This is a genomic window from Paraburkholderia bryophila, assembly GCF_013409255.1.
In the GTDB taxonomy this organism is placed as follows: domain Bacteria; phylum Pseudomonadota; class Gammaproteobacteria; order Burkholderiales; family Burkholderiaceae; genus Paraburkholderia.
Genome location: NZ_JACCAS010000002.1, coordinates 1,955,372 through 1,976,935 on the forward strand (window position 1 = coordinate 1,955,372; position 21,564 = coordinate 1,976,935).

Here is a 21,564-nt window from a genome sequence, read left to right on the forward strand (position 1 = left end):
TTTCTTTGAAGCTTCTCGCGCCCAACGCGGCGCCATCCAACTACGCGCGCTGCTCGACCTTGAACACCGCAACGGCATGCTGCAGACGTTCAGTCTGCTCATCGAGCGAGCCCGCCGCTGCCGCGGCCTGCTCGACGAGCGCGGCGTTGCGTTGCGTGACGTCGTCCATCTGGCGGATGGCGAGGTTGACTTCGCCGATACCCGAGCTCTGCTCCTTCGAAGCCGCCGAAATCTCGTTGATGATGGCCGTCACGCGGCGCACCGCGTCGACCACTTCGCCGATCGTGCTGCCGGCCCGGCCGGCCAGCGTCGAGCCCTCGCCGACCTGCGCCACCGACTGATCGATCAACACCTTGATCTCCTTGGCCGCTGTTGCGCTGCGTTGCGCGAGATTGCGCACCTCGCCCGCGACCACCGCAAAACCGCGGCCTTCTTCGCCGGCGCGGGCGGCTTCGACCGCCGCGTTCAACGCGAGAATATTGGTCTGAAACGCAATGCCTTCAATCACGCTGATGATCTCGCCGATCTTGCGCGAACTATCGGTGATGCCGGCCATTTTCTGCACCACGTCGTTGACCACCTGACCGCCGCGCGCGGCGATGCTCGACGCGTCCGTCGCCAGTTCCGACGCGGTGGCCGCGTTGTCGGCATTCTGCGTAACGGTCTTGGTGAGTTCGTCCATGGTGGCTGCGGTTTGCTGCAACGACGCGGCCTGTTCCTCGGTGCGGCTCGACAGATCCAGGTTGCCCGCGGCGATTTCCTTCGACGCGACCGTGATCGTCTCGGCGGACGTCTTGATGCGCGTGATGGTAGCCGCTAGTTGATCGCGCATTTCGCGCAGCGAGAACAGCAGGCTCGACGTGTCGTCGCGGCGCAGGTCGATGCGGGTGGCGAGATCGCCGCGCGCGATCTGCATGGCGATCGCGGCGGCAGTGGCCGGTTCGCCGCCGATCGAGCGCGACACATTGCGCACCACGCGCGAAGCGACGAACGAGACGAGCACGCCCAGCACCACGAGCATGCCGGCCGAGCGAGCCAGCGTCGCGTAGAACTGCGCCTGAATGTCGTCCATGTAAGCGCCGGCGATGAAATCCCAGCCCCAGGGCGCAAAACGCTTCACATAGCCGATCTTTTCGCTCGGCGTCGTTTCGCCGGGCTTCGGCCACCAGTAGCGCAAAAAGCCCGCGCCGCCCGCCGAGCCGCCTGCTTGAGCGATGTCGTGATAGAGCGCGTTGCCTTTCGCGTCGCGGAAGCCGCTCATGTCCTTGCCGTTCAGCTTCGGGCTCATCGGATGATCGATCATCACCGAATCGCTGCGCACGATCGTCACGTAGCCGGAAGCGCCGTAACGCTGCGCGTTGACGCGAGCGATGGCCTGCTGTTTGGCTTGGTCGACGGAGAGCTTGCCGGCGTCGGCCTGCTTCGCGTAATCCGCGACGATCGACGCCGCCATATCGGTGACGTCGGCCAGATCGGCCTGGCGTGCGTCCATCTGGGCGTTACGTGCGTCGAACGCGTTCACAACGGTCACGATCAGGAGCGCGACCCAGCACAACAGCAACGGCACCCACAGTTTCTGTTTCAGTGTCAGACGGTTCATTATCGGTTTCGACGAGACGTTGAGCTCGGAATAGAGCGAGGCTGCAATCTGCGTTGCATAGTCCGCATAACGGCTGCGGTAGCGCTTTCTTTATCCGTCTGCTGAAAATTTAGGCGCGGATAAGCAAAACGGCCGCGCTCGGGCGGCCGTAGCAATGAGAAGGCGATGACACGCTGCGTGGCGCGTCAGTGCTAGATCTGTTCGCGACCGAATGCGCCCAGACGCTCGAGATCGAGCACGTCGATCTGGTTGTAAGAGAGCCGCAAAATCTGCCGCTTTTCGAGGTTTTGCAGCGCCTGATTGATCCGTTGGCGCGATACGCCCGCTAACAGGCCGACTTCTTCCTGCGAAATAGCGAGCGTGCGGCCGGTGTCGGGATACAGATCGGGATTGAACAATTGCGCGAGCGATTGCGCGACGCGCGCATCCACATCGAGCAGCCGGCTATTCTGGATCGATGCGATGAACTCGCCCATCCGGTTGTTCAATTGCCGGATCACGAAACCGGTGAACGGCAGGCTGCTCTCCAGCAGCGCATGGAACGTCGCCGACGGTACGAACATGACGAGCGAGGGTTGAATCGTGGCCACGTCGTATTTACGCAGTTCGCGCTTGATCACGCTGCCCTCGCCGAACCAGCCGCCGGGCGGCACGCCCGACAGCGTGCAACTGCGCCCCGACGCGTTGTAGATGGCGAGCTTGATGAGGCCGGTGTGCACGCCGATCCAGTAGTCCGACGGCTGCTGGCGGCGGGCGATCCACGCGCCGCCCTCCAGACGCTCCGCGTGAGCGCTCGCAAGGACCATCGCCTGATGGTCGGCGGCGAGCGCGCGGAACCAGGCGCAGGTGGCAAACAGGCGCGGCAGATCGTCGCGCGCGACCCGTTCGGTGCGGTGCGTCTGGGTGTCCGCGAGGACGGGGAGCGGAGCGTCGTTCATAAGCGGCTTGAGTGGCGGATTCGGCTGAAGTCGGGCGGCACACGCTGGGGCGAACCACTCTGTCATTTGAATGACAGACAGTTCACCATGTCACTTGCTAGGCTAGCTTACCCACCAGAATAAGCGACGGCGCGGCCAGCGCCTCAGGAGACGAAGCGATGAAGCACATGTTCGAAGAAGGCCTCGAGCGGCGTGAGGCTAATTATGTCCCGCTGACGCCGATCGATTTCATCGTGCGCGCGGCCGAAGTCTACGGCGAGCGGCTGGCGGTCGTCCATGGGGAGATTCGCCGCACCTGGCGCGAGACGTACGAACGCGCGCGGCGTCTGGCCAGTGCGCTGCGGCAGGCCGGCATCGAGCGCGGCGACACCGTGGCCGCCCTGCTGCCCAACATTCCTCCGATGATAGAAGCGCACTTCGGCGTGCCGATGGCCGGCGCCGTGCTCAACACGTTGAATACGCGGCTCGACGTGTCGTCGTTGCTGTTCATGCTGCGCCATGGCGAGGCGAAGGCGTTGATCGTCGATACGGAATATGGCGAATTCGCGCATCGCGCCGCGCTGGAGTTTCCCGAACTGCGTGTGATCAGCGTGGCCGACGCGATGCCCGCGGACCCCGCGAAGTTCATCCGCGCGACCGACTATGAAGCGTTCCTGCAAGCCGGTGACCCCGCTTTCGCGTGGACGATGCCCATCGACGAATGGGACGCTGTCGCGCTGAACTATACGTCGGGCACGACCGGCGATCCGAAGGGCGTCGTCTATCACCATCGCGGCGCCTATCTGAATGCGCTTAGCAATATCCTCGAATGGGACATGCCCAAGCACGCGGTCTACCTATGGACGCTGCCGCTTTTCCATTGCAATGGCTGGTGTTTTCCATGGACCGTCGCCGCGCGCGCCGGCGTCAATGTCTGTCTGCGCAGATTCGACGCGAAGACGGTGTTCGACCTGATTCGCCGCGAAGGCATCACGCATTATTGCGGCGCGCCGATCGTGCAGAGCGCGCTTGCCAACGCGCCGGCTGAGTGGCGCGAGGGGATCGCGCATCGCGTGTCGACGATGGTGGCGGGCGCGGCCCCAGCACCGGCGGTGATCGCGAAGATGAAGGAGATCGGTTTCGATCTGACGCACGTGTACGGGCTCACCGAAACCTATGGGCCGGCGGCCGTCTGCGCAAAACAGGAGGCGTGGGACGCACTCGACGACAGCGCACGCGCCGAAATGAACGCGCGGCAAGGCGTGCGCTACCACCTGCAATCGGCGGTGACGGTGCTCGATCCGGACACGCACGAGCCCGTGCCCGCCGACGGCGAAACGCTCGGCGAGATCATGTTCCGCGGCAATATCTGCATGAAGGGCTATCTGAAGAACGAGCGCGCCACGGAGGCAAGCTTCCGCGGCGGCTGGTTCCATACCGGCGATCTTGGTGTGCGGATGCCTGACGGCTATATCCGCATTCGCGATCGCAGCAAGGACATCATCATTTCAGGTGGCGAGAACATCTCGAGTATCGAGGTCGAAGACACGCTGTATCGCCACCCTGCGGTATCGGTCGCCGCCGTGGTGGCGATGGCCGATCCGAAATGGGGGGAAGTGCCGTGCGCCTTCGTCGAACTCAAGGAAGGCGCTCAGGTGACCGAGGACGAAATCATCGCGCACTGCCGGCTGTTCCTTGCGGGATTCAAATTGCCGAAAGCGGTGCGCTTCGGCGAATTGCCGAAGACGTCGACGGGGAAAATTCAGAAGTTCGAACTGCGCGCGCGGATCAAGGCCGGAGGCCGTGAATAGCGCGCGTGACCACGATTATTGAGCGCGTTTAACCGCGCGTGTCGACCCAGTGGTGTGCCCAGCGTGCCGAATGCTGCAAAGCCTGTTCTTCGTTCGTGAAGTAGTCGAGCGAATAGAACTGGTAGCGCCCTTCGGTGCGCGCGCTGTCAGCGCGTTCGAGCAGCAGATTGGACGAAAACGAGCCATCGGGCAAACGATGCGCCGAGGGTTTGACGGCGTAGCCGTTGTAATGATGAATATTTTTAGTTTGCATTTTATTTCTAATGATGTGCGAGTGCGCGCCGGCCGTGCGGACGCTAATGCGAGTCACGCGGACGAGCTGATTCGAGCCATTGCGAGCCGAATTCTGACGCAGTCGGAAAGCGAAAAATGGGCGTTGAAGCCAGAGGGGAGAATGAGGTGCAACGAGGCGTTTGGCGCTTAGGCAAGCTGCTGAAATGATTTGCAGCTAAAAAGCGATCGCGCCAACTGTGGGAGACGAAGCTCCGCGAGGATGTCGCTGCAACCCGGTGTCCGTTGCCGGACACCGAGCCCTTCAAACTTTACAGCGGCGTGATGTTAGCCGCTTGCAGACCCTTCGGGCCTTGCTTCGTTTCGAAGCTCACCTTTTGGTTCTCAGCCAGCGTCTTGAAGCCATTGCCGCTGATTTCCGAGAAATGCGCGAACAGGTCGTCGCCGCCCTTGTCCGGGGTGATGAAGCCAAAGCCTTTGCTGTCGTTGAACCACTTAACGGTACCGGTATCCATGAGGAATCCTTGAGTAAAAATAGAGAAAGATGTGCTCGGTTGATTGAGCGGATGAAGCGTCAAGGAGGGAGAGGACAACGAATACCGCTTGGGAGCGAGACATTGATGAACAGCAATCGAACTTCTTGAACTTCGGGTGGCAGAGTAACCGTTTAGGTGTGTCAGCGTCAACCCCTATCTCGTAACTATTTTGCCTAGCCCGTCGAATCGCCGACTCGACGGGCTAGGCGATGCGGCCCTGGTTCGTTCGTGGTTTGCCGTGTCGCGCGACACGGCAAACGGCTCGATTTACGGCGTGGCTTCAGATGCCCACTTTATGGGCGGTGAGGATCAGACGCAGACCCAGCGCCGTGACGGCGCTCGCGGCGACGCGATCGATCCACGCTTTCCATTGCAGATAGATTTCGCGCGGACGTTTGCTCGAAAAGCACAACGCGACGATCGTGTACCAGCCGGCCTCGATCGCGAAGATCGCGGGCGGCAGTGCGAAGTAGCACCACAGCGGCGGATGCTGCGGAAGCAGGGCAGCGAAGATACTGCCGTAGTAGACGGCGGTCTTCGGATTGCTGAGTTGCGTGCTCAAGCCGATCCAGAACGATTTGCGCGGATTGGTGGCGGCAGGTTGCGAAGCGTCGAAGGCGAGCGGTTTAGCCGCGCCGCGCCAGATTTTCGACGCCAGGTAGATCAGATACAGTCCGCCCGCCACTTTCAAGCCCACGTAGAGCCATTCGACGGTAGCCAGCAGCGTATAGAGCCCGAGCAAGGCGATGCCGCTAAAGAACACACCGCCGATACCCATGCCGAGCGCAGTAGCAAGACCGTCGCCGCGAGAAAGTCCGATCGCATTGCGTGCCACGATAACGAAGCTCGGTCCCGGACTCATTGCACCGAGCAGAAGCGCGGCAAGAATCGTGATGACGGCGGTTGAGGCATGCATGGTGGTGTCTCCTTAACGTGGACGGTCGAACGGGTATCGGTGGATACTTTGTCCGCTGGATAGAGCGACTCCTTTGTTGCCGGCTATTGTAGCTTCGGCGCCTGAGTCGACGAGTTCGTTAGTGTGAGGGTGGATTGCCCGAGTCGTGAAAAAGAAATGAATAGCCGACGTCGCACGCAAACCATCCGTTGCTGCAAGCAGAAGAAATTGGATGCTAGAATTCCTGCCCATACGCAGAAGCAACCCCCGAATGGTGGGTGAGACACCGATCCCCTTCGAACCTATCGAACCGATTGTCGGCGAACTCTTCAGAATCCAAGATTTGTTGGGCATGATTTCCCGGTGCAATTCGACTCGAATAGGAACGTCATTGTGAATTCGACTTGCGCTCAGCCGATTCGAATCGCACATAGGCTTCGCGTTGTTTAGCGAAGCCTTTTGTTTATCCAATGCGAGCAATACTAGCCTCGACACCACTACGTTATGAAAGAGCGAGAAGGACAAATGCTGCTCGACCTCGACGGGAATGCGCGTGAGCGCCTGATCGTCTGGATACGCCGGCGCATGGACGACTACGGCATCACGTTGGAAGTGCTCGCCGAATCGATCGAAGCCGACGCGAATGCGGTTCGCGCGGTGCTGTACCGCGACGCTTTCGGCAATAGCTGGGACGGTTACGGCGAGAAACCGGATTGGCTCGCGCGTGCCATTCACGCTGGGCAGAACATCGATCACTTCCGTTGTTAACGGTGGGAACGGTTCGCTCGGCGCAGTGAGCGCAGCGTACCGGTACGCTGCTGTAGGCCCTGTACGCGGCACACCCGCCCGTCTGCGGCGAATCGGCCGGCATGCGCCTTTATCGTTGATCGTAGGCACGATCTGTCTTAACATCGCCCGGGTCGTTGCCGGCTTCGTGTCCACTCCATTTCGGGCACACACGGCACAGAACTGGAAGCTGAATGCCGTACGGTCGTCGAAGTCCCTCGTTTGAATTCCCTGCCTGTCGTTTTCCTGCGTGGCTCCGTTGTCTTGCGGCGATCGGCCTGTTATGGCTGAATATCGGCGCGTCGTTCGGTGCGGCTCATGAGCCTGTGCGGCATTCGTCCGCTCGCGTGAGCCGACATGTTGTGCCATCGACGAAGCATGCGTCGAAAGCGAAAGTCCATTCGTCCAATCAAGCCAAAAAGCCTATACCGGGCAAAGCGCGGCGTCGCGTCGCGCATAAACGCAAGCAGTTGACGAGCGCCGAGTCGCCCATGCATGCCAGTCAGCACGCGACCCAACATCGCAGGCAGGCCGCGCGCAATGCGCGCGCGCCGCGAGGCGTGCGACGTCCCGCAGCGGTGACTGCGCAGCGCAACGCGACGTCCACTGCAGCATCGCGTACGGCCGCGCATGCGTCGCCTCGTTCACCGCGTCTGCTGGCGCGCTGCGGCTATACGCCGAGGTCTCGCGCCTTGCTTCGCGCGAAAGCCGTTTATGTCGAGGACGAGCGCACGCATACCGTGCTCACCGAAAAGCAGGCCGACCGGGTCATGCCGATCGCTTCGGTATCCAAACTGATGACGGCAGTTGTGTCGCTCGACGCCAAACACGCGCTGAATGCACCGCTCGACGTCACCGTGCAGGATCAGGATTTCGATAAGTTCACCGGCTCGCGTCTGAGCGTGGGGTCGAGATTGTCGCGTCACGACATGCTGCATATCGCGCTGATGTCGTCGGAGAATCGAGCCGCCGCCGCGCTGAGTCGCGATTACGCCGGCGGGCGGCCGGCCTTCGTCGCCGCGATGAATGCGAAGGCGCGTGAACTCGGCATGCGACATACGTCGTTCGTCAACGGTACGGGTTTGTCGCCGCACAACGTTTCCACCGCGCGGGATTTGTCGCTGCTGGTCGCGGCAGCGAGCCGCTATCCGTTGATTCGCGCTTATTCGACCGATCGCGCGCAAGTGGTTTTGCCCGGCGGTGGGCGGGCGCGTTTGAGTTATGTGAACTCGAATGCGCTGGTGCGTGGCGGCGACCGGTCGATCGTTCTGCAGAAGACCGGCTTCATCAATGAGGCGGGTCATTGTGTTGTCGTGCGAATGAGGGTGCACGGTCGGCCCGTCGATATCGTCGTGCTCGGCGCGCCAGGCGCGCGCGATCACATTGCCGACGTGGAGCGCATCAGCCGCTGGCTGCATTGCTCGCTTCGCTAGCCGTTTGCCGTTTTCAGCAGGCACATCAAAGTCCGCGGGCCAAAAAAAAGCCCGCGCGGGGCGGGCTTAACTACTCGGAGTTTCGCGATCCAGTCGCTAGACGGATCAGGCTCAGTGTATGTGAAAGCTGGTTGAAAGTACACGTAATCCGCATCAAAGGTCGAAAAACACGGTTTCCTGATCGCCTTGCATGTGGATGTCGAACCGGTACACGTTGGCCGTGTCCGGTTCGCGGCGCGCGATCAGCGTGCCGCGCCGGTCCGCTGGGACTGCTGCCAGCACGGCGTCCTGCGCGTTCGCTTCGGCTTCGTCTTCGAAATAGATGCGTGTGAAGGTGTGCAGCAGCATGCCGCGCATGGTCACGATCACGTTCAGATGCGGCGCTTCGTCCGGGCTCACACGGCCGGGTTTGACCGTTTCCACGACAAAACGCTTGTGCGGATCCGTGCCGGTGCCGACGCGCGCAAAACCGCGAAACCCCGTCTTCAGGATGTCTTCGCGCGATTCCGGGAAGTGGCCGTTCGCGTCGACTTGCGACACTTCGAGCATCGCGTCGCCGATCACTTTGCCGTCACCGTCGAACAACTGGCCGACGATCGTGATGTGCTCGCCGGCCGCTTCGCGGTCGGCCACCACGGGCGAGAACAGGCTCTTGAAATCGAAATCGTATTGCTGCGGGCACAGACCATAGGCGAAGTACGGTCCCACTGTCTGCGAAGGCGTTTGCTTGAGGGTGGTCATGGCTTAGCGCTCCATCGGCGTTTGATTACGGCCGCGCAGCACGATGTCGAAGTCGTAGCCGAGCGCATAGGCTTCTTGCGTGGTCTCGAGCGAGAAGTTCGCGATCAGCAGGTCGCGGGCGTGTTCCGGCGTGCCCTGGAAAATCGGATCGAATGCGAGCAGCGGGTCGCCGGGGAAATACATCTGCGTCACCAGCCGCGAGCCGAAATGGTCGCCGAACAGCGAAAAATGAATATGGTTCGGACGCCACGCATTCGGATGATTGCCCCACGGATACGCGCCTGGCTTGATGGTCAGAAAGCGGTAACGGCCGTCGTTGTCGGTGATGCAGCGGCCCGCGCCGAGGAAGTTCGGATCGAGCGGCGCGTCGTGCTGGTCGGCCTTGTGCACATAGCGGCCGGCGGCGTTGGCTTGCCAGATTTCGACCAGCGTATTGCGCACCGGTCGGCCGCCTTCGTCGAGCACGCGGCCGGTCACGATGATGCGTTCGCCGAGCGGCTCGCCGTTACGCACGGCATTGCGCGTCAGGTCGTGATCGAGCGCGCCGAGATCTTCCGCGCCGTACACCGGCACGCGCTGGTCGCGCAGCTTTTCCTTCAACGGAATCAGCGGACGCGTCGGGCCGCGTTTAACCGATGAACCGTAGCCGGGATGGATGTAGGCAGGGTGAGACGCGAAGTCGCGCGGGGTGAGAGAGGACTCGTCCATCAGTGTCTCCTTCGGACAATTGTGGGATACGGCTTTATGGAGCGACTGTATCCAATCGGTGCGGTTATGAAAAATGACGTTTTCGCCCATTTCGTATAACCTGCCGTTATGCAACGCAGTCTCGCGGATAGCCGCGTCAAATTCCGTCATCTCCAGTGCTTTCTGGCCGTTGCGCAGTTCGGCAGCGTCCAGCGGGCCGCCGACAGCCTGTCGATCACCCAACCCGCCGTCTCCAAGACGATCGCTGAACTCGAGGCGATTCTTGGCGTGAAGCTATTCGAGCGTGGTCGCCATGGCGCCGTCCCGACTCGCGAAGGGCAGCTCTTCATGCCGCACGCCAGTGCCTGCGTCAGCGCGTTGCGGCAGGGCGTCGACCTGTTGGCGCGCGCGGAAGGCGCGGCGGTGGCCACACTGGAAGTCGGCGTGTTGCCGACCGTGGCGGCGGCGCTGATGCCGCCGGTGCTGGAGCGGGTCGGCGCGCTGTGGCCGCGCGTGATCGTGCGCCTCGCGACCGGCGCAAACCCGGAATTGCTCGAGCGGCTGAAAGCGGGCACGATCGAATTGGCGATCGGGCGCCTAGCCGATCCTGAGCGGATGGTCGGTCTCAGCTTCGAGCAGTTGTTCAGCGAACCGTTGATCGCGGTGGTGCGCGCCGGGCATCCGCTGGCGTTGGGGCCGGGCTTGCCAGCTAGTGCGCTGGAAGATTATCCGGTGGTGTTGCCGCCGTTCGGCACGTTGATCCGGCAGTCGGCGGAGAGTTTGTTGAGCGCATGGGGCGTGCCGCCGTTGTCGGCGTTTGTTGAAGTGCTGTCGGTGTCCACGGGGCGGGCGTTGACGCTGGAGAACGGCGCGGTGTGGTTCGTGCCGCAGAGCGCGGTGGAATATGAACTGGCGCACGGCATGCTGGTGCGTTTGCCTTTGCCGTTTGCCGGCACCGACGAGCCGGTCGGATTGATCCGGCGTTCGGATGCGCAGCCGTCGCCGGTGGGACGGGCGTTTATCGACGCGGTGCGCGAGGTCGCGCGGCAGCGGATGGTGGCGATGGCGGATAAGCCGGTGGACAAGGGCCCGCGTAAAGGCCCGCATGAACGCGTGCGCGGGAAGAAGGCGCCGAAGCATTGACGCGGGCCGGTGCAAGCCGCGAACGGCACACGAACCACAAGCCACAAGCCACAAGCCACAAGCCACAAGCCACAAGCAGCAACCCTGTTCAAATATGAACCATTTAGTACAAAATGTAGGTTGCGAACGCCCCGCGACCCGGTGTACAAACACGGTGCATAGGCGCGTCGCGTACCGCATTGCCGCAGCGCACCACGCACCCGGCTTGAGCCCGCTGGAAAAACAGGGTGCGCAGCCAACCCCAGCAACACCGAACACAGCAGTCGAACGACCGCACAAGGAGATTGCCATGCCCAGCGACCTGCCCACTCCAGACGCCGCGCTGCGCGCCGTGTCGGTGCCTGAGCACAATCCGCTCGGCACAGCCGGCCTCGAATTCGTGGAGTTCGCCGCGCGCGACCCGCAAGCGCTCGGCGAGACCTTCAGACAGCTCGGCTTCAAGGCGATTGCCCGTCATCTCAGCAAGGACGTCACGCTGTATCGCCAGGGCGAGATGCAATTCCTGATCAACGCCGAGCCGGATTCGTTCGCCGCCCGCTACGCAGAGGAATACGGCGCGGGCATCTGCGCGATCGGCATTCGCGTGGCCGACGCGCAGCGCGCATTCGACCGCGCAATCGACCTCGGCGCATGGGCGTTCGAAGGCGAGCGACTCGGCACGGGCGAATTGCTGATCCCGGCGATTCAGGGCATCGGCGACTCGCACATCTATTTCATCGATCGTTGGCGCGGACGTGGCGGCCAGCGCGGTGGCCTGGGCGACATCTCGATCTTCGACATCGACTTCCGGCCCGTCGAGATCGACACGGCGCACGCCGATCTGAGTCACGCGGGCACCGGGCTCGTCGCCGTGGATCATCTGACGCAAACGGTCGGCGAGGGCCGCATGCAGGAATGGGTCGACTTCTATCGCGACCTGCTCAATTTTCGCGAGATTCACGAGCTGCACGCGAACTGGCACATCGCCGCGGAATCGCGGGTGATGGTGTCGCCATGCGGCGCGATCCGCGTGCCGTTGTATGAGGAAGGCACGCGCCGGACCAACCTGATGCACGACTATTTGCCGGACCATCCGGGCGAGGGCGTGCAGCACATCGCGCTCGCCACCGACGACATCTTCGCGTGCGTCGAGCAACTGCTCGCGAACGGTGTCGAATTCGTCGAGCCGCCGCCGCGCTACTACGAGCAACTCGATACGCGTTTGCCCGGTCACGGTCTCGACGTCGAGCGGCTCAAGCGTACTCATGTGCTGGTGGATGGCGAAATCGGCGCCGACGGCGTGCCGTTGCTGTTTTTTCAGACCTTCGTGCGCCGCCGGGTCGGCGAGATCTTCTTCGAGATCGTCCAGCGTCAGGGGCATCACGGTTTTGGCGAAGGCAATCTGAGCGCGCTGGCGCAGGCCCGCGATCAGCAAGCGGGCGCTTGACGCGATTCAGCGGTTTAACGCGTCAAGGCTTCAACGCTTCAAGCCCCGAACGGCCGCTCGCTGCCATCCGACGCTCTCTCAACACCCGGATTACCCGCCAACGCCGGATTCACCGCCCCATAATCCGCCGCCTCATGCAACAGCCACTCGCGGAAGCTCGCGAGCGGCTTACCGTGACTCAACTCCGTCGGATAAACGAGGTAGTACGCCGAGTCCGCAATCGCCGGCGCGGCGAGCGGCACCACGAGCGGAATCACAAGCCCGAGCTGTTCGAGCTGCGCATCCACAAAAAAGCGCGGCACCAGCGCGATGCCGAGGCCGGCCGCGGCGGCGCTGATCAGCATGGTGTGGAGTTCATAGCGCACGCCCTGCATGGTCCGGTTGTCGTCGACGCCCAGATTCGCGAACCACGTTGCCCAGCCGTCAGGCCGGGTGGTGGAGTGCAGTAGCGGATAGTCCAGCAGATCGGCCGGCTGTTCAACCGGTCGTTTCAGCAAACTCGCCGCGCACACCGGCACGACTTCTTCGCTAAACAGAAAATCCGCCGACGTGCCCGGCCACGTCGGTTTGCCATAGTGAATCGCCGCTTCGAAATGCGTGTCGGCGAACGGGAACGTGCCGGTGCGCACGCCCATGTTCACGCGAACATCCGGATACTGCGTATTGAATGCCGCGAGCCGCGGAATCAGCCATTGCGACGCAAAAGTTGGCAACACCGCCAGTTCCAGATAACCGCCGCCGCTGCCATGCGCGATGATCGACAGCGTGTCGCGGTCGAGCTGTTCCAGCGAGCGCCGCACCTGCGCGCTATACACCTTGCCCGCCTTGGTCAGCACCACGCGCTGTTTGACGCGCACGAACAGCCGCACGCCGAGATTGGTTTCGAGCGTATTGATCTGCCGCGACACCGCGCTTTCGGTGAGGAACAGTTCGCGCGCCGCATGCGTGAAGCTCTCGTGCCGGGCGGCGGCTTCGAAAGCGAGCAGCGCGCCCATGTTGGGGATTTTGAACTTTCGCATGTTGATTCCGAAAACGCATCAAGTGGCGATTTTATCTCGCTTTACGGCGGCGCTGCGGATTTGAATAATGTCACCTTCAAACTTGCCGTATCGCGCGTTGCGCGGCCACCGGCGGTCCCCAACAGCGCGTCAGCGAGCGCGCCAGGCATCACGTGAAGCTACGTAGAGAACCGATATGCGAAACATCAAGAATGCGAATGTCGAACAACTGCTGCAGAAACTGCTCGGTGCCGACACCACCGCGCGGCTCTTCGCCACGCTGAATCATCCGCAGATTTTGAACGAGTGGGAAACGGGCACCGTCACGCGCGCGGAACTGGCTCAGGCGATGAACATGGCGCTGTTCGAAGACCTGCTGGCGCGTTCGCCGAACGGCCGCCAGTACACGGACGAGACGATCGCCGCCGGCGGTAGCGTGTATTTCGATCACGGCGCGTTGCGCACGGTGCGCTGGCCGCACAGCGGCGCGCTGCCGATGGGCGAAGCCGCGTTCGCGCGCATTCTGCGTCCGCTCGGCTTCAGCATCAACGGTCGCTATCCGCTCGACCGCCTGGGCATGACCGGTCGCGCGTGGGCGCATGACGACGCGCCCGACGAGATCTCGCAATTCTTCGTCAGCGAATTGCATCCCGAGCGTTTTTCCGCAGAGTTCCAGCAGGCCGTGACGAACGTGATCGGTGCTTCGCGCGATCCGTTGACGCCGCGCGCCGTCGGCCAGTTGTGGGAACTCGAACGCGACGGCGTGCTGCCGCTCGACGCGGCGCACGAATTGCTGCCGGTGATCGTCGGCGCGTTCGCGCGTCAGCACGAGACGCCACGCGAAGCCGATTACGAAGTATTGTTGAAGGAGTCGGCGGAAATGGCGTGGATCGCCACCGAAGGCAACGCGTTCAATCACGCAACGGATCGCGTCGCGGACGTCTTCCAACTCTCCGACGACGAGAAGGCCAAGGGTCGTCCGATGAAGCCGGAAGTGGAGCGCTCGCGTTCGGGCCGCGTGTTCCAGACCGCGTATCGCGCGGACGTCGTGCGGCGCGAATTCGTCGCGACCGATGGCGTTGTCGTAACGCGTGACGTGCCGGGCTCGTTCTACGAGTTCATCACGCGCAAGCGCACGTTCGATCAGGACGCGCGCCGCTGGGAAACCGATCTGCGTTTCGACGCGGGCAACGCTCAGGGCATCTTCAAGATGACGGCGAGCCAGGCGGCATGAGCGTCGAGCAACGGCGCTCGAACGTTGAACAAAACACGTGAGGGCGCGGCAGTGGGAACATCAACGTCATTCGATGAAGTGCACGTGACTACACCGGACGATGCCGGGCGCAGCACGCCAAACGAAGTACGCGTCGCCATGCCGTTCAAGGGCACCGCCGCCGTGCTGCAGGCGCTCGAAGCGGACCTGCGTCGCCATGTGCGCGGCGAAGTGCGCTTCGATCAGGGTTCGAAAGCGCTGTATGCGGCGGATGCGTCGAACTACCGCCAGGTTCCGCTCGGCGTCGTCGTACCCGCCGATGTGGACGATCTGCTGGCCACGCTCGCCGCCTGCCGCCGCAACGACGTACCGTTTTTGCCGCGCGGCGGCGGCACATCGCAGAACGGCCAATGCGTGAACGTCGCCGTAGTGGCCGACGCGAGCAAGTACGTGAACCGCGTCGTGTCGGTCGATCCGGTCGCGCGCGTGGCGATCGTCGAACCGGGCGTGGTGTGCGACACCTTGCGCGATGCCGCCGAACAACACGGCCTCACCTTCGCGCCGGATCCGGCCACGCATAGCCGCTGCACGCTCGGCGGCATGATCGCCAACAACTCGTGCGGCGCGCATTCGGTGATGGCGGGCAAGACGGTGGAAAACGTCGAAGCGCTGGAAATCGCGACCTTCGACGGCGCGCGTTTCTGGGTCGGCCCGACCTCCGACGCGGAGCTTGAGCGCATCATCGCGGCCGGCGGCCCTCAGGGCGAAATCTACGCCGCGCTCCGGCAGTTGCGCGACACCTACGCCGAGCAGATTCGCGCGAAATTCCCGCGGATCAAACGGCGCGTGTCGGGCTTCAATCTCGATCAACTGTTGCCGGAAAACGGCTTCAATGTGGCGCGCGCCCTGGTCGGCACCGAGGGCACCTGCGCGGTGACCTTGCAGGCGAAAGTGCGCCTCGTGAAGAGTCCGGCGAAGCGTGTGATCGTCGTGGTCGGCTTCACCGATATCTATATCGCGGCGGATGCCGTGCCGCATTTCATGCGCTGGGAGCCGATCGCGATCGAAGGACTCGACCGCGCGATCATCCGAGGCTTGCAGGCGCGCGGTTTGAAGAAGGACGAGATCGCGCTGTTGCCGCCGGGCGACGCATGGGTCGTGCTCGAATTCGGCGCGGACACGCAAGAGGCGGTGATGCACCAGGCGCAAGCGGCCGCGACGCATTTTGCGTCCGGCGAGGCGGGCCCGAGCGTGTCGGCGATGCTCGTCGAAGATCGCGCGTTGCAGGCGAAGGTGTGGTCGATTCGCGAGACGGGGGCGTCGGCGGTGGCGTTGTCGGTTGAGGACGGCACGCCGGACCCGGTGGTGGGCTGGGAAGACGCCGCCGTCGATCCGATGCGGCTCGGCGACTACCTGCGCGCGTTTCAGGCGCTGGTGGACCGCTATGGCTACGAGACGAGTCTGTACGGCCATTTCGGCGACGGCTGCGTGCACGCGCGCATTACCTTCGATCTGCGCAGCGCGGCGGGCGTGGCGACGTGGCGCAAGTTTCTGCGCGAAGCGGCGGAACTGGTGGTCGAATTCGGCGGCTCGCTGTCGGGCGAACATGGCGACGGCCAGGCCAAGGCCGAGTTCCTGCCGATCATGTACGGCCCGGAATTGATGCACGCCATGGAGCAATTCAAGGCGATCTGGGACCCGGCCAATCGTCTGAATCCGGGGAAGGTCGTGCACGCGTATCGTGCCGACGAGAATCTGCGGATGGGTCCGGCGTACAAGCCGGTGACCTTGCAAACGAAGCTCACGTTCGCCAGCCCGGAAGGTGACGGTTTCCAGCGCGAGATCGAGCGCTGCATCGGCATGGGCAAGTGTCGTTCACTCGAAGGCGGCACGATGTGCCCGAGCTATCGCGCCACGCGTGAAGAGCGCTATTCGACCCGTGGTCGCGCGCATCTGTTCTGGGAAATGCTGCAAGGCGACGTGATCGCCGACGGCTGGCAAAGCCGCGAAGTGAAAGACGCGCTCGATACCTGCCTCGCGTGCAAAGGCTGCAAGTCCGATTGCCCGACGCATACGGATATGGCTTCATACAAGGCCGAGTTTCTCTCGCATTACTACGAGACGAAGCGTCGGCCACGGCAGGCGCTGTTCATGGGGCGCATCGGCGAATGGGCGCCATGGGCGGCGCGCTTTCCGCGTCTGACGAACTTCATGACGTCGGCGCCGGGCCTCGCTTCGCTCGGCAAGTGGGTGGCGGGCGTAGCGCAGACGCGTGAACTGCCGCGCTTCGCCGGGGCGACGTATCGGGAGATCGCGCGGCGTTCATCATCCAACTCATTCAACTCTCGTGGGGCTGAGGGTAACGTTGGCAACGTGGGGAAGAAAGTCATTCTCTGGGTCGACACGTTCAACGATCACTTCACGCCCGAAATCGCCGAAGCCGCCGCGGATGTTTTAAAGCAACTCGGCTGGCACGTCGTGCTGCCGAAGAATCGCTTGTGCTGCGGGCGTCCGCTGTATGACTTCGGCCTGCTCGAACGCGCGCGTGAACTGCTCACGCACATTCTCGACGACCTCGCGGACGATATCGCCGCCGGTGTGCCGTTAGTCGGTCTCGAACCCGGCTGTTTGTCCGTCTTCAAGGATGAACTGCTGAAGCAATTGCCCGGTCACGCGTTGGCGAAGCAGTTGTCCGCGCAAACATTTCTGTTTTCCGATTTCGTCGCGCGTCAGCCGTTCGATTGGCCGACGCTCGACGCGGATGTGATCGTGCACGGGCATTGTCATCAGAAGGCGTTGTTCGGCATGCAAGGCGACACGGCGTTGCTGAACAAACTCGGCGTGACCTGGAAGTTGCTCGACACGGGATGCTGCGGCATGGCGGGATCGTTCGGCTTTAACGCCGAGCATCACGCGTTGTCGGAGAAGATCGGCGAAGACAAGCTGTTTCCGGCCGTACGTGAAGCGACGGCGGCGAATGCGGAAACGATCGTGCTGACCAATGGCTTTAGTTGCCGTGAGCAGATCGAACAGGGAACGGGCCGCCACGCAATGCATATTGCGCAACTGGCGCAGCGGGCGTTGGCGGCGGCGCGTGAGGATGCTGTTGCTGAGGTTACGGTCGGTTGACGCGCGCGGGTTGCAGTTCGCGCGAGTGTTATTTCTTCGGTGAATCGGTGCTGGCCGGCACTGGCGGGATGTCGGCGCTGGTCGCCATCCACAACACTTCGGCGTCTTCGTCGCTGGTCGAAACCGCCGCGTGGCCGGTGCGGCTGTCGAAGTACAAACTGTCGCCGGCGTTCAAATGCGTTGGCGCGTACAACTCGGAATACAGGCAAACGCTGCCGCTGATCACGTACAGGAATTCCTCGCCCTCGTGACGGCCCCAGTCGTCGAAGGCGTCGAGCGTGTGCGCGGAAATGCGGATGCGGAACGGCAGCATTGCTTTGTGCGCGAGGTCGGTGGCGAGCAACTCCATCTGATAGCCGCGATACGCGTGGCGTTGGCCTTCATTCTTGCGGGTCAACGCACGACGTCCGCTCGCGCTGACTTTCGGCGTGGAGCCGAACAACTCGCCGATTTCTATCTTCAGACCCAGCACGATTTTCTGCAGCACGTCGAATGTGGGGGACATCAGGCCGTTTTCGACTTTGGAGAGCGTCGAGCGTGACACGCCGCACAGGCGGCTCGCAGTTTCCAGTGTCAGATCCTGGGCCTGACGGGCAGCGCGCACGCGTCGTCCGAGGTCCGTAGTGGAGGGATCGGCGGGTTTGGTGAGATGGGTATCCATGGGGTCCGACAGCTTGAAAGCTCGCCTTCGTGGGCGCGTGGTGTTTCCGATAATAACATTCGGTGCGGCGGGCCCGGTCGGCGCGGAAGGTCGGGGATTGCCCGCAGGGCGATGGCCGGCGCTGGTTGGGTGGATCCGCGCGGCTGACGGGGCGCGCTAGTTTTCTCATCGGAAACGTCATGCTTCGGGGTGGCGTGCGAACTTTGCGTCACTGCGGTTGACGTCGTGAATTGAGGCGAAGTACGCGTGTGGATTGGCAATCGGCATTATTTGCTGAATGCATATTTGAATGAGGTAATTGTTAAAGGCAAAAGATCAATTGGTATTGTGTATTTGCAATCTGCTATAGGCGCTTTGATACGCGTTGATGCGTTCTGATGGATAAGTCAAAGATCGTTGACGGTATTTATTTTGTGTGGCAAAAATATGCCTATAGCATATTGATTATTTTTTGTTAAATGATCCTGCTGACGGTTATTTTTATCTGCCATATCGATTACGATGCTGGGATTAAAAACAGCATCACTCAGATAAAAACGATCCATGTCGCAGAATCGTAAAAAACGACCAACGGGGAATCAGGGGCGTCGAAAACCGCTTGGAAAGACCAAGCTCCTCCCGCACACCACCTCTTACGTGCGTGAGCAATCGCTTTACTGGCATCTGGCTTTGGCTGCATTTCAGACCGGCAAGGGTAATGGCGATCTGCTCGTCAAACTGGTCAAGGCGCTTTATCTCGCCTGGTATCTTCAGCAGGCCGGATTCGGCGACGCAGAACGCGAGCTTTATCTCGAAGCGGAGCGCATTCTGGATGCCGCGGCTCACGGCGCGAACAAAGATATCTGGTCGATTGCCGCCACCGACTGTCCGCCGATTATCCGGCTTCTCGATTTGCACGAGCAGCAGTTGCTATCCGCACCGGTGTTTACCGTCGACGAAGCCGAATCGCGTCTCGTGCGTTTTGGAAAGAGTGAGAGGCGATCGCCGTGGTGAGTGCGATTGGGGGCGCCGCATAGCAGCGGCGCTGTTAAGGGCCGTTTATTATCAAACGCAGTTTTAATTTACCCAGCAGGCGTTCCATTTGACTCAGTTCGCCTGCGCGGCACCGGCTTCAACCGTTGCGTCGTCGAGATGACGTTCAAAATGCAACAGGCCCTACCGCACCCCATGCAGTCGCATGATTCTCCGTTTCGGCACGTGCAGCGCCCGGAGGCGCTGCTACGCACTCACTCACGAAGCGCTTGCTTGCCGCCTCGCCTGCTCCTCGCCAAACAGCGCAATCTCTTCTTTCAACGCCCTGGCGACAGGCGGCCGAAGCGTCGTCTGTTTGTAATACGCCGCGACGGCAGGCCACCCGGCGAGATCAACACCACCATACTGGGCCCAGTTCAATACGGTAACGAGGTAAGCGTCTGCCACTGTGAAATGATCCAGCAAGAACTCCTGCTCGCCGAAATGCTGTTCGAGCACGTTGAGGCGCAGCGCGACTTTCTTCTGCGTGTAGGCCCGAACGTCCGCAGGCGCGTGCGGATCGAGCAGCGGCACGAACACACCTTTGTGCAGTTCCGTGCTGATAAAACCCAGCCATTCCTGCAGCTTGGCACGCTGTGCCGTTCCCGACGCCGGCGCGAGCCCGGCCGCCGGAAATGCGTCCGCTACGTACGGCAGGATCGCGGTGTTTTCCTTCAGCAGCCAGCCCTCATCCGTGCGGAGCACGGGCACCTGTCCCAATGGGTTGATCGGATAAAAATCGGAGCCGTCACGCAATTGCTTTGACTTCGTGTCGACTTCAATAAACTGCGCGTCCGCGTTGGCTTCATAAAGCGCAATGCGGGTTGCGAGTGAACAGGCCAGTGGCGAAAAGTAAAGCTCCATGCTCGTGACTCCGGGTCGTTGTGATTGTTTTTGTACTATAGTGTATAAAAATCAACGCTGGCAACTATTTATATGCACATCGGTACAAAAAACGAAAAGCGCTCACGCGGACGGCCTCGTCACTACGATCCCGACCAGGCGCTGAACGACGCACGCGACGCGTTCTGGGACGGCGGCTACTCGGGTACGTCACTCGACGCGCTGAGCGAAGCGACAGGGATGAACCGCCCGAGCCTGTACGGCGCGTTCGGCGATAAACACGCGCTTTATCTGAGCACGCTGGACCGATACATCGAACTCGGGTTGCAGGGTATGGAAGCGGCGCTCGGCGGAGATCGACCTTTAGCCGATGCCTTGATGTCGGTGTATGACGGCGCGTTGGCGATTTATTTGCCGGTTGGCGAAACGCCGCGCGGCTGTTTCCTGATCGGCACCGCGCTGGCGGAATCGAGAGTGGATCAGGACGTTCGCGACAAGCTCGCAGCGGGGCTGAATACGTTCGACGCCTCGTTTGAGCGGCGCCTCGAACGTGCGAAGGCAGCGGGTGAACTCGATAGCGCCGCGAATCCGGCCGTGTTGGCGAAGGTCGCTTCCGCGATCCTGCATAGCCTGGCGTTGCGCTCACGCGCCGGTGACTCGCGCGCGTCGCTGCGCGCCACGGCCAAGGCGGGTATCGCGTTGATCTGCGGCACGCAAAGCAAGCCGGTAACGAAGGCTTCACGGCACGTAAAATCACTCCGATGAGCTACCCCTGCAACCGCGTCCAGCGCGCGACATGCTGACTTCCTACTTCTGGAGCGGCGACGTCATCCGCAGCCGATATGTCAGTGACGTCGTGCTGTCCGGCACGCTCGACATCCCTATGCCTCCTGCACCCCTACTGGCGGATTGGCAAAGGGAAATAGAGAAGCACATGGTTCTCGAACCCGGCGACGTCGAAGTCATGCCGTTGGCGCGCGCGCGGTCGCGCTGGCCGGACTACGGCCGCTGCGTGCAGGCCGTCTCCGACTGGACCCACACGCTTGGATTGCCCGACGTGCTCGCGCACAGCGACGTCGCCCTGATGGTCTGCCGAGGCGCGAGATATCACCACGACGCCGAGCAATATGGCGGCGCGGCCTTCTGCAATCTGTTCCTGAGCGAAGACCGCGGACTCGACGTGCATTTTCCGTCTGCCGGTCAGCGCATTCCGCTGCGACGAGGAACGGCGTTGATATTCGACACGGGTCAGCCTCACGGCGTCATTCAGCGCGGCCGCAGCGGCTTCAATGCCGCCGACTTCGTACCCGACGAAGACTACGTGCAGCTATTCCTGACGTGGGAGCTGCCGATTGAAGACACTCTCGTAGCGCGAGCGCTCAAGGTTGACTTCGACGTCGCGCCTTCCACGGCATTGCAACTGGATGAGGAGCAAGTCCGGCTCGACGGCGAAAAAGTCATGGTGAGCCCGGAGTCGGGCCGTTGGCGTTCCACCGACTGAGC

The 21,564-nt window shown here is 62.1% G+C and carries 21 protein-coding genes; 10 read left to right on the forward strand and 11 right to left on the reverse strand.

All coding sequences use genetic code 11. From position 1 onward, the window contains the following. Nucleotides 1-40: 40 nt before the first annotated feature. Nucleotides 41-1,600 carry a methyl-accepting chemotaxis protein gene (locus tag GGD40_RS29750; protein WP_179746058.1) on the reverse strand — a complete coding sequence of 520 codons (1,560 nt, stop codon included), beginning with the start codon at nt 1,598-1,600 and terminating at the stop codon, nt 41-43. Between the two features lie 191 nt (nt 1,601-1,791). Beyond that, nucleotides 1,792-2,538 carry a Crp/Fnr family transcriptional regulator gene (locus GGD40_RS29755; protein WP_179746059.1) on the reverse strand — a complete coding sequence of 249 codons (747 nt, stop codon included), beginning with the start codon at nt 2,536-2,538 and terminating at the stop codon, nt 1,792-1,794. 158 nt (nt 2,539-2,696) lie between these two features. On the opposite strand from GGD40_RS29755, the gene GGD40_RS29760 reads away from it, so the two are divergent. Next, complete coding sequence (locus GGD40_RS29760) at nt 2,697-4,328, forward strand: acyl-CoA synthetase (protein WP_179746060.1); 1,632 nt, start codon at nt 2,697-2,699, stop codon at nt 4,326-4,328. A gap of 28 nt (nt 4,329-4,356) precedes the next feature. Here the strand turns inward: GGD40_RS29760 and GGD40_RS29765 are convergent, their stop codons facing one another. The 3 genes from GGD40_RS29765 to GGD40_RS29775 all read right to left on the reverse strand — a co-directional run bounded on the left by GGD40_RS29765 (nt 4,357) and on the right by GGD40_RS29775 (nt 6,011). Next, nucleotides 4,357-4,581, reverse strand: a complete 225-nt coding sequence (locus GGD40_RS29765; RefSeq protein WP_179710837.1) for a hypothetical protein — start codon at nt 4,579-4,581, stop codon at nt 4,357-4,359. A gap of 289 nt (nt 4,582-4,870) precedes the next feature. Then, nucleotides 4,871-5,074: a cold-shock protein gene (locus tag GGD40_RS29770; protein ID WP_006047703.1), complete on the reverse strand. Its 204-nt coding sequence runs from the start codon at nt 5,072-5,074 to the stop codon at nt 4,871-4,873. A gap of 301 nt (nt 5,075-5,375) precedes the next feature. Continuing rightward, nucleotides 5,376-6,011: a LysE family translocator gene (locus GGD40_RS29775; protein ID WP_179746061.1), complete on the reverse strand. Its 636-nt coding sequence runs from the start codon at nt 6,009-6,011 to the stop codon at nt 5,376-5,378. A gap of 483 nt (nt 6,012-6,494) precedes the next feature. On the opposite strand from GGD40_RS29775, the gene GGD40_RS29780 reads away from it, so the two are divergent. Next, the gene (locus GGD40_RS29780; RefSeq protein ID WP_179710835.1) at nt 6,495-6,758 is read left to right on the forward strand and encodes an H-NS family nucleoid-associated regulatory protein; all 264 of its coding nucleotides are present in this window, start codon (nt 6,495-6,497) and stop codon (nt 6,756-6,758) included. 212 nt (nt 6,759-6,970) lie between these two features. Further along, the gene (locus GGD40_RS29785) at nt 6,971-8,209 is read left to right on the forward strand and encodes a serine hydrolase (RefSeq protein WP_179746062.1); all 1,239 of its coding nucleotides are present in this window, start codon (nt 6,971-6,973) and stop codon (nt 8,207-8,209) included. 153 nt (nt 8,210-8,362) lie between these two features. On the opposite strand, the gene pcaG is transcribed toward GGD40_RS29785, so the two are convergent. Both pcaG and pcaH read right to left on the reverse strand, forming a co-directional pair. Next, nucleotides 8,363-8,950, reverse strand: coding sequence for a protocatechuate 3,4-dioxygenase subunit alpha (gene pcaG / locus GGD40_RS29790; RefSeq protein ID WP_179746063.1), 588 nt, complete (start codon nt 8,948-8,950; stop codon nt 8,363-8,365). Nucleotides 8,951-8,953: 3 nt separating this feature from the next. Then, on the reverse strand, nt 8,954-9,658 hold the full coding sequence (pcaH, locus tag GGD40_RS29795; protein ID WP_179746064.1) for a protocatechuate 3,4-dioxygenase subunit beta: 705 nt from the start codon (nt 9,656-9,658) through the stop codon (nt 8,954-8,956). A gap of 108 nt (nt 9,659-9,766) precedes the next feature. Between pcaH and pcaQ the strand changes: the two genes are divergently transcribed. Then, nucleotides 9,767-10,780 carry a pca operon transcription factor PcaQ gene (pcaQ, locus tag GGD40_RS29800; RefSeq protein ID WP_257030619.1) on the forward strand — a complete coding sequence of 338 codons (1,014 nt, stop codon included), beginning with the start codon at nt 9,767-9,769 and terminating at the stop codon, nt 10,778-10,780. 289 nt (nt 10,781-11,069) lie between these two features. After that, nucleotides 11,070-12,206, forward strand: coding sequence for a 4-hydroxyphenylpyruvate dioxygenase family protein (locus tag GGD40_RS29805; protein ID WP_179746065.1), 1,137 nt, complete (start codon nt 11,070-11,072; stop codon nt 12,204-12,206). A gap of 38 nt (nt 12,207-12,244) precedes the next feature. Here GGD40_RS29805 and GGD40_RS29810 read toward each other — a convergent pair whose 3' ends face one another. Then, a complete protein-coding gene (locus GGD40_RS29810) occupies nt 12,245-13,225 on the reverse strand; it encodes a LysR substrate-binding domain-containing protein (protein ID WP_179746066.1) in 981 nt (326 codons plus the stop codon). 175 nt (nt 13,226-13,400) lie between these two features. Here GGD40_RS29810 and GGD40_RS29815 point away from each other — a divergent pair, with 175 nt between their 5' ends. Together GGD40_RS29815 and GGD40_RS29820 are read left to right on the forward strand one after the other, a co-directional pair. Beyond that, entirely contained in the window at nt 13,401-14,438 is a 1,038-nt protein-coding gene (locus tag GGD40_RS29815) for a DUF1338 domain-containing protein (protein ID WP_218901344.1), read from the forward strand. Between the two features lie 138 nt (nt 14,439-14,576). Further along, entirely contained in the window at nt 14,577-17,546 is a 2,970-nt protein-coding gene (locus tag GGD40_RS29820) for an FAD-binding and (Fe-S)-binding domain-containing protein (protein WP_179747093.1), read from the forward strand. Between the two features lie 28 nt (nt 17,547-17,574). Here the strand turns inward: GGD40_RS29820 and GGD40_RS29825 are convergent, their stop codons facing one another. Together GGD40_RS29825 and GGD40_RS29830 are read right to left on the reverse strand one after the other, a co-directional pair. Further along, the gene (locus GGD40_RS29825; protein ID WP_179746067.1) at nt 17,575-18,207 is read right to left on the reverse strand and encodes a helix-turn-helix domain-containing protein; all 633 of its coding nucleotides are present in this window, start codon (nt 18,205-18,207) and stop codon (nt 17,575-17,577) included. A 386-nt stretch (nt 18,208-18,593) separates the two neighbouring features. Next, nucleotides 18,594-18,752: a hypothetical protein gene (locus GGD40_RS29830; RefSeq protein ID WP_179710823.1), complete on the reverse strand. Its 159-nt coding sequence runs from the start codon at nt 18,750-18,752 to the stop codon at nt 18,594-18,596. Here GGD40_RS29830 and GGD40_RS29835 point away from each other — a divergent pair. Beyond that, entirely contained in the window at nt 18,751-19,200 is a 450-nt protein-coding gene (locus GGD40_RS29835; protein ID WP_179710821.1) for a hypothetical protein, read from the forward strand. The genes GGD40_RS29830 and GGD40_RS29835 overlap by 2 nt on opposite strands. Before the next feature lie 237 nt (nt 19,201-19,437). Here GGD40_RS29835 and GGD40_RS29840 read toward each other — a convergent pair whose 3' ends face one another. Next, entirely contained in the window at nt 19,438-20,082 is a 645-nt protein-coding gene (locus GGD40_RS29840; RefSeq protein WP_179746068.1) for a glutathione S-transferase C-terminal domain-containing protein, read from the reverse strand. A gap of 72 nt (nt 20,083-20,154) precedes the next feature. Between GGD40_RS29840 and GGD40_RS29845 the strand changes: the two genes are divergently transcribed. Beyond that, complete coding sequence (locus tag GGD40_RS29845; RefSeq protein ID WP_179710817.1) at nt 20,155-20,826, forward strand: TetR/AcrR family transcriptional regulator; 672 nt, start codon at nt 20,155-20,157, stop codon at nt 20,824-20,826. A 31-nt stretch (nt 20,827-20,857) separates the two neighbouring features. Then, nucleotides 20,858-21,562, forward strand: a complete 705-nt coding sequence (locus GGD40_RS29850) for a hypothetical protein (protein WP_179746069.1) — start codon at nt 20,858-20,860, stop codon at nt 21,560-21,562. The last annotated feature ends 2 nt before the right edge of the window (nt 21,563-21,564 follow it).

Bases quoted from the DNA above. Each gene is read 5' to 3' on its own strand.
- GGD40_RS29750 (WP_179746058.1), bottom strand. From the start codon at position 1,600: ATGAACCGTCTGACACTGAAACAGAAACTGTGGGTGCCGTTGCTGTTG.
- GGD40_RS29755 (WP_179746059.1), bottom strand. From the start codon at position 2,538: ATGAACGACGCTCCGCTCCCCGTCCTCGCGGACACCCAGACGCACCGC.
- GGD40_RS29760 (WP_179746060.1), top strand. From the start codon at position 2,697: ATGAAGCACATGTTCGAAGAAGGCCTCGAGCGGCGTGAGGCTAATTAT.
- GGD40_RS29765 (WP_179710837.1), bottom strand. From the start codon at position 4,581: ATGCAAACTAAAAATATTCATCATTACAACGGCTACGCCGTCAAACCC.
- GGD40_RS29770 (WP_006047703.1), bottom strand. From the start codon at position 5,074: ATGGATACCGGTACCGTTAAGTGGTTCAACGACAGCAAAGGCTTTGGC.
- GGD40_RS29775 (WP_179746061.1), bottom strand. From the start codon at position 6,011: ATGCATGCCTCAACCGCCGTCATCACGATTCTTGCCGCGCTTCTGCTC.
- GGD40_RS29780 (WP_179710835.1), top strand. From the start codon at position 6,495: ATGAAAGAGCGAGAAGGACAAATGCTGCTCGACCTCGACGGGAATGCG.
- GGD40_RS29785 (WP_179746062.1), top strand. From the start codon at position 6,971: ATGCCGTACGGTCGTCGAAGTCCCTCGTTTGAATTCCCTGCCTGTCGT.
- pcaG (WP_179746063.1), bottom strand. From the start codon at position 8,950: ATGACCACCCTCAAGCAAACGCCTTCGCAGACAGTGGGACCGTACTTC.
- pcaH (WP_179746064.1), bottom strand. From the start codon at position 9,658: ATGGACGAGTCCTCTCTCACCCCGCGCGACTTCGCGTCTCACCCTGCC.
- pcaQ (WP_257030619.1), top strand. From the start codon at position 9,767: ATGCAACGCAGTCTCGCGGATAGCCGCGTCAAATTCCGTCATCTCCAG.
- GGD40_RS29805 (WP_179746065.1), top strand. From the start codon at position 11,070: ATGCCCAGCGACCTGCCCACTCCAGACGCCGCGCTGCGCGCCGTGTCG.
- GGD40_RS29810 (WP_179746066.1), bottom strand. From the start codon at position 13,225: ATGCGAAAGTTCAAAATCCCCAACATGGGCGCGCTGCTCGCTTTCGAA.
- GGD40_RS29815 (WP_218901344.1), top strand. From the start codon at position 13,401: ATGCGAAACATCAAGAATGCGAATGTCGAACAACTGCTGCAGAAACTG.
- GGD40_RS29820 (WP_179747093.1), top strand. From the start codon at position 14,577: ATGCCGTTCAAGGGCACCGCCGCCGTGCTGCAGGCGCTCGAAGCGGAC.
- GGD40_RS29825 (WP_179746067.1), bottom strand. From the start codon at position 18,207: ATGGATACCCATCTCACCAAACCCGCCGATCCCTCCACTACGGACCTC.
- GGD40_RS29835 (WP_179710821.1), top strand. From the start codon at position 18,751: ATGTCGCAGAATCGTAAAAAACGACCAACGGGGAATCAGGGGCGTCGA.
- GGD40_RS29830 (WP_179710823.1), bottom strand. From the start codon at position 18,752: ATGGATCGTTTTTATCTGAGTGATGCTGTTTTTAATCCCAGCATCGTA.
- GGD40_RS29840 (WP_179746068.1), bottom strand. From the start codon at position 20,082: ATGGAGCTTTACTTTTCGCCACTGGCCTGTTCACTCGCAACCCGCATT.
- GGD40_RS29845 (WP_179710817.1), top strand. From the start codon at position 20,155: ATGCACATCGGTACAAAAAACGAAAAGCGCTCACGCGGACGGCCTCGT.
- GGD40_RS29850 (WP_179746069.1), top strand. From the start codon at position 20,858: ATGCTGACTTCCTACTTCTGGAGCGGCGACGTCATCCGCAGCCGATAT.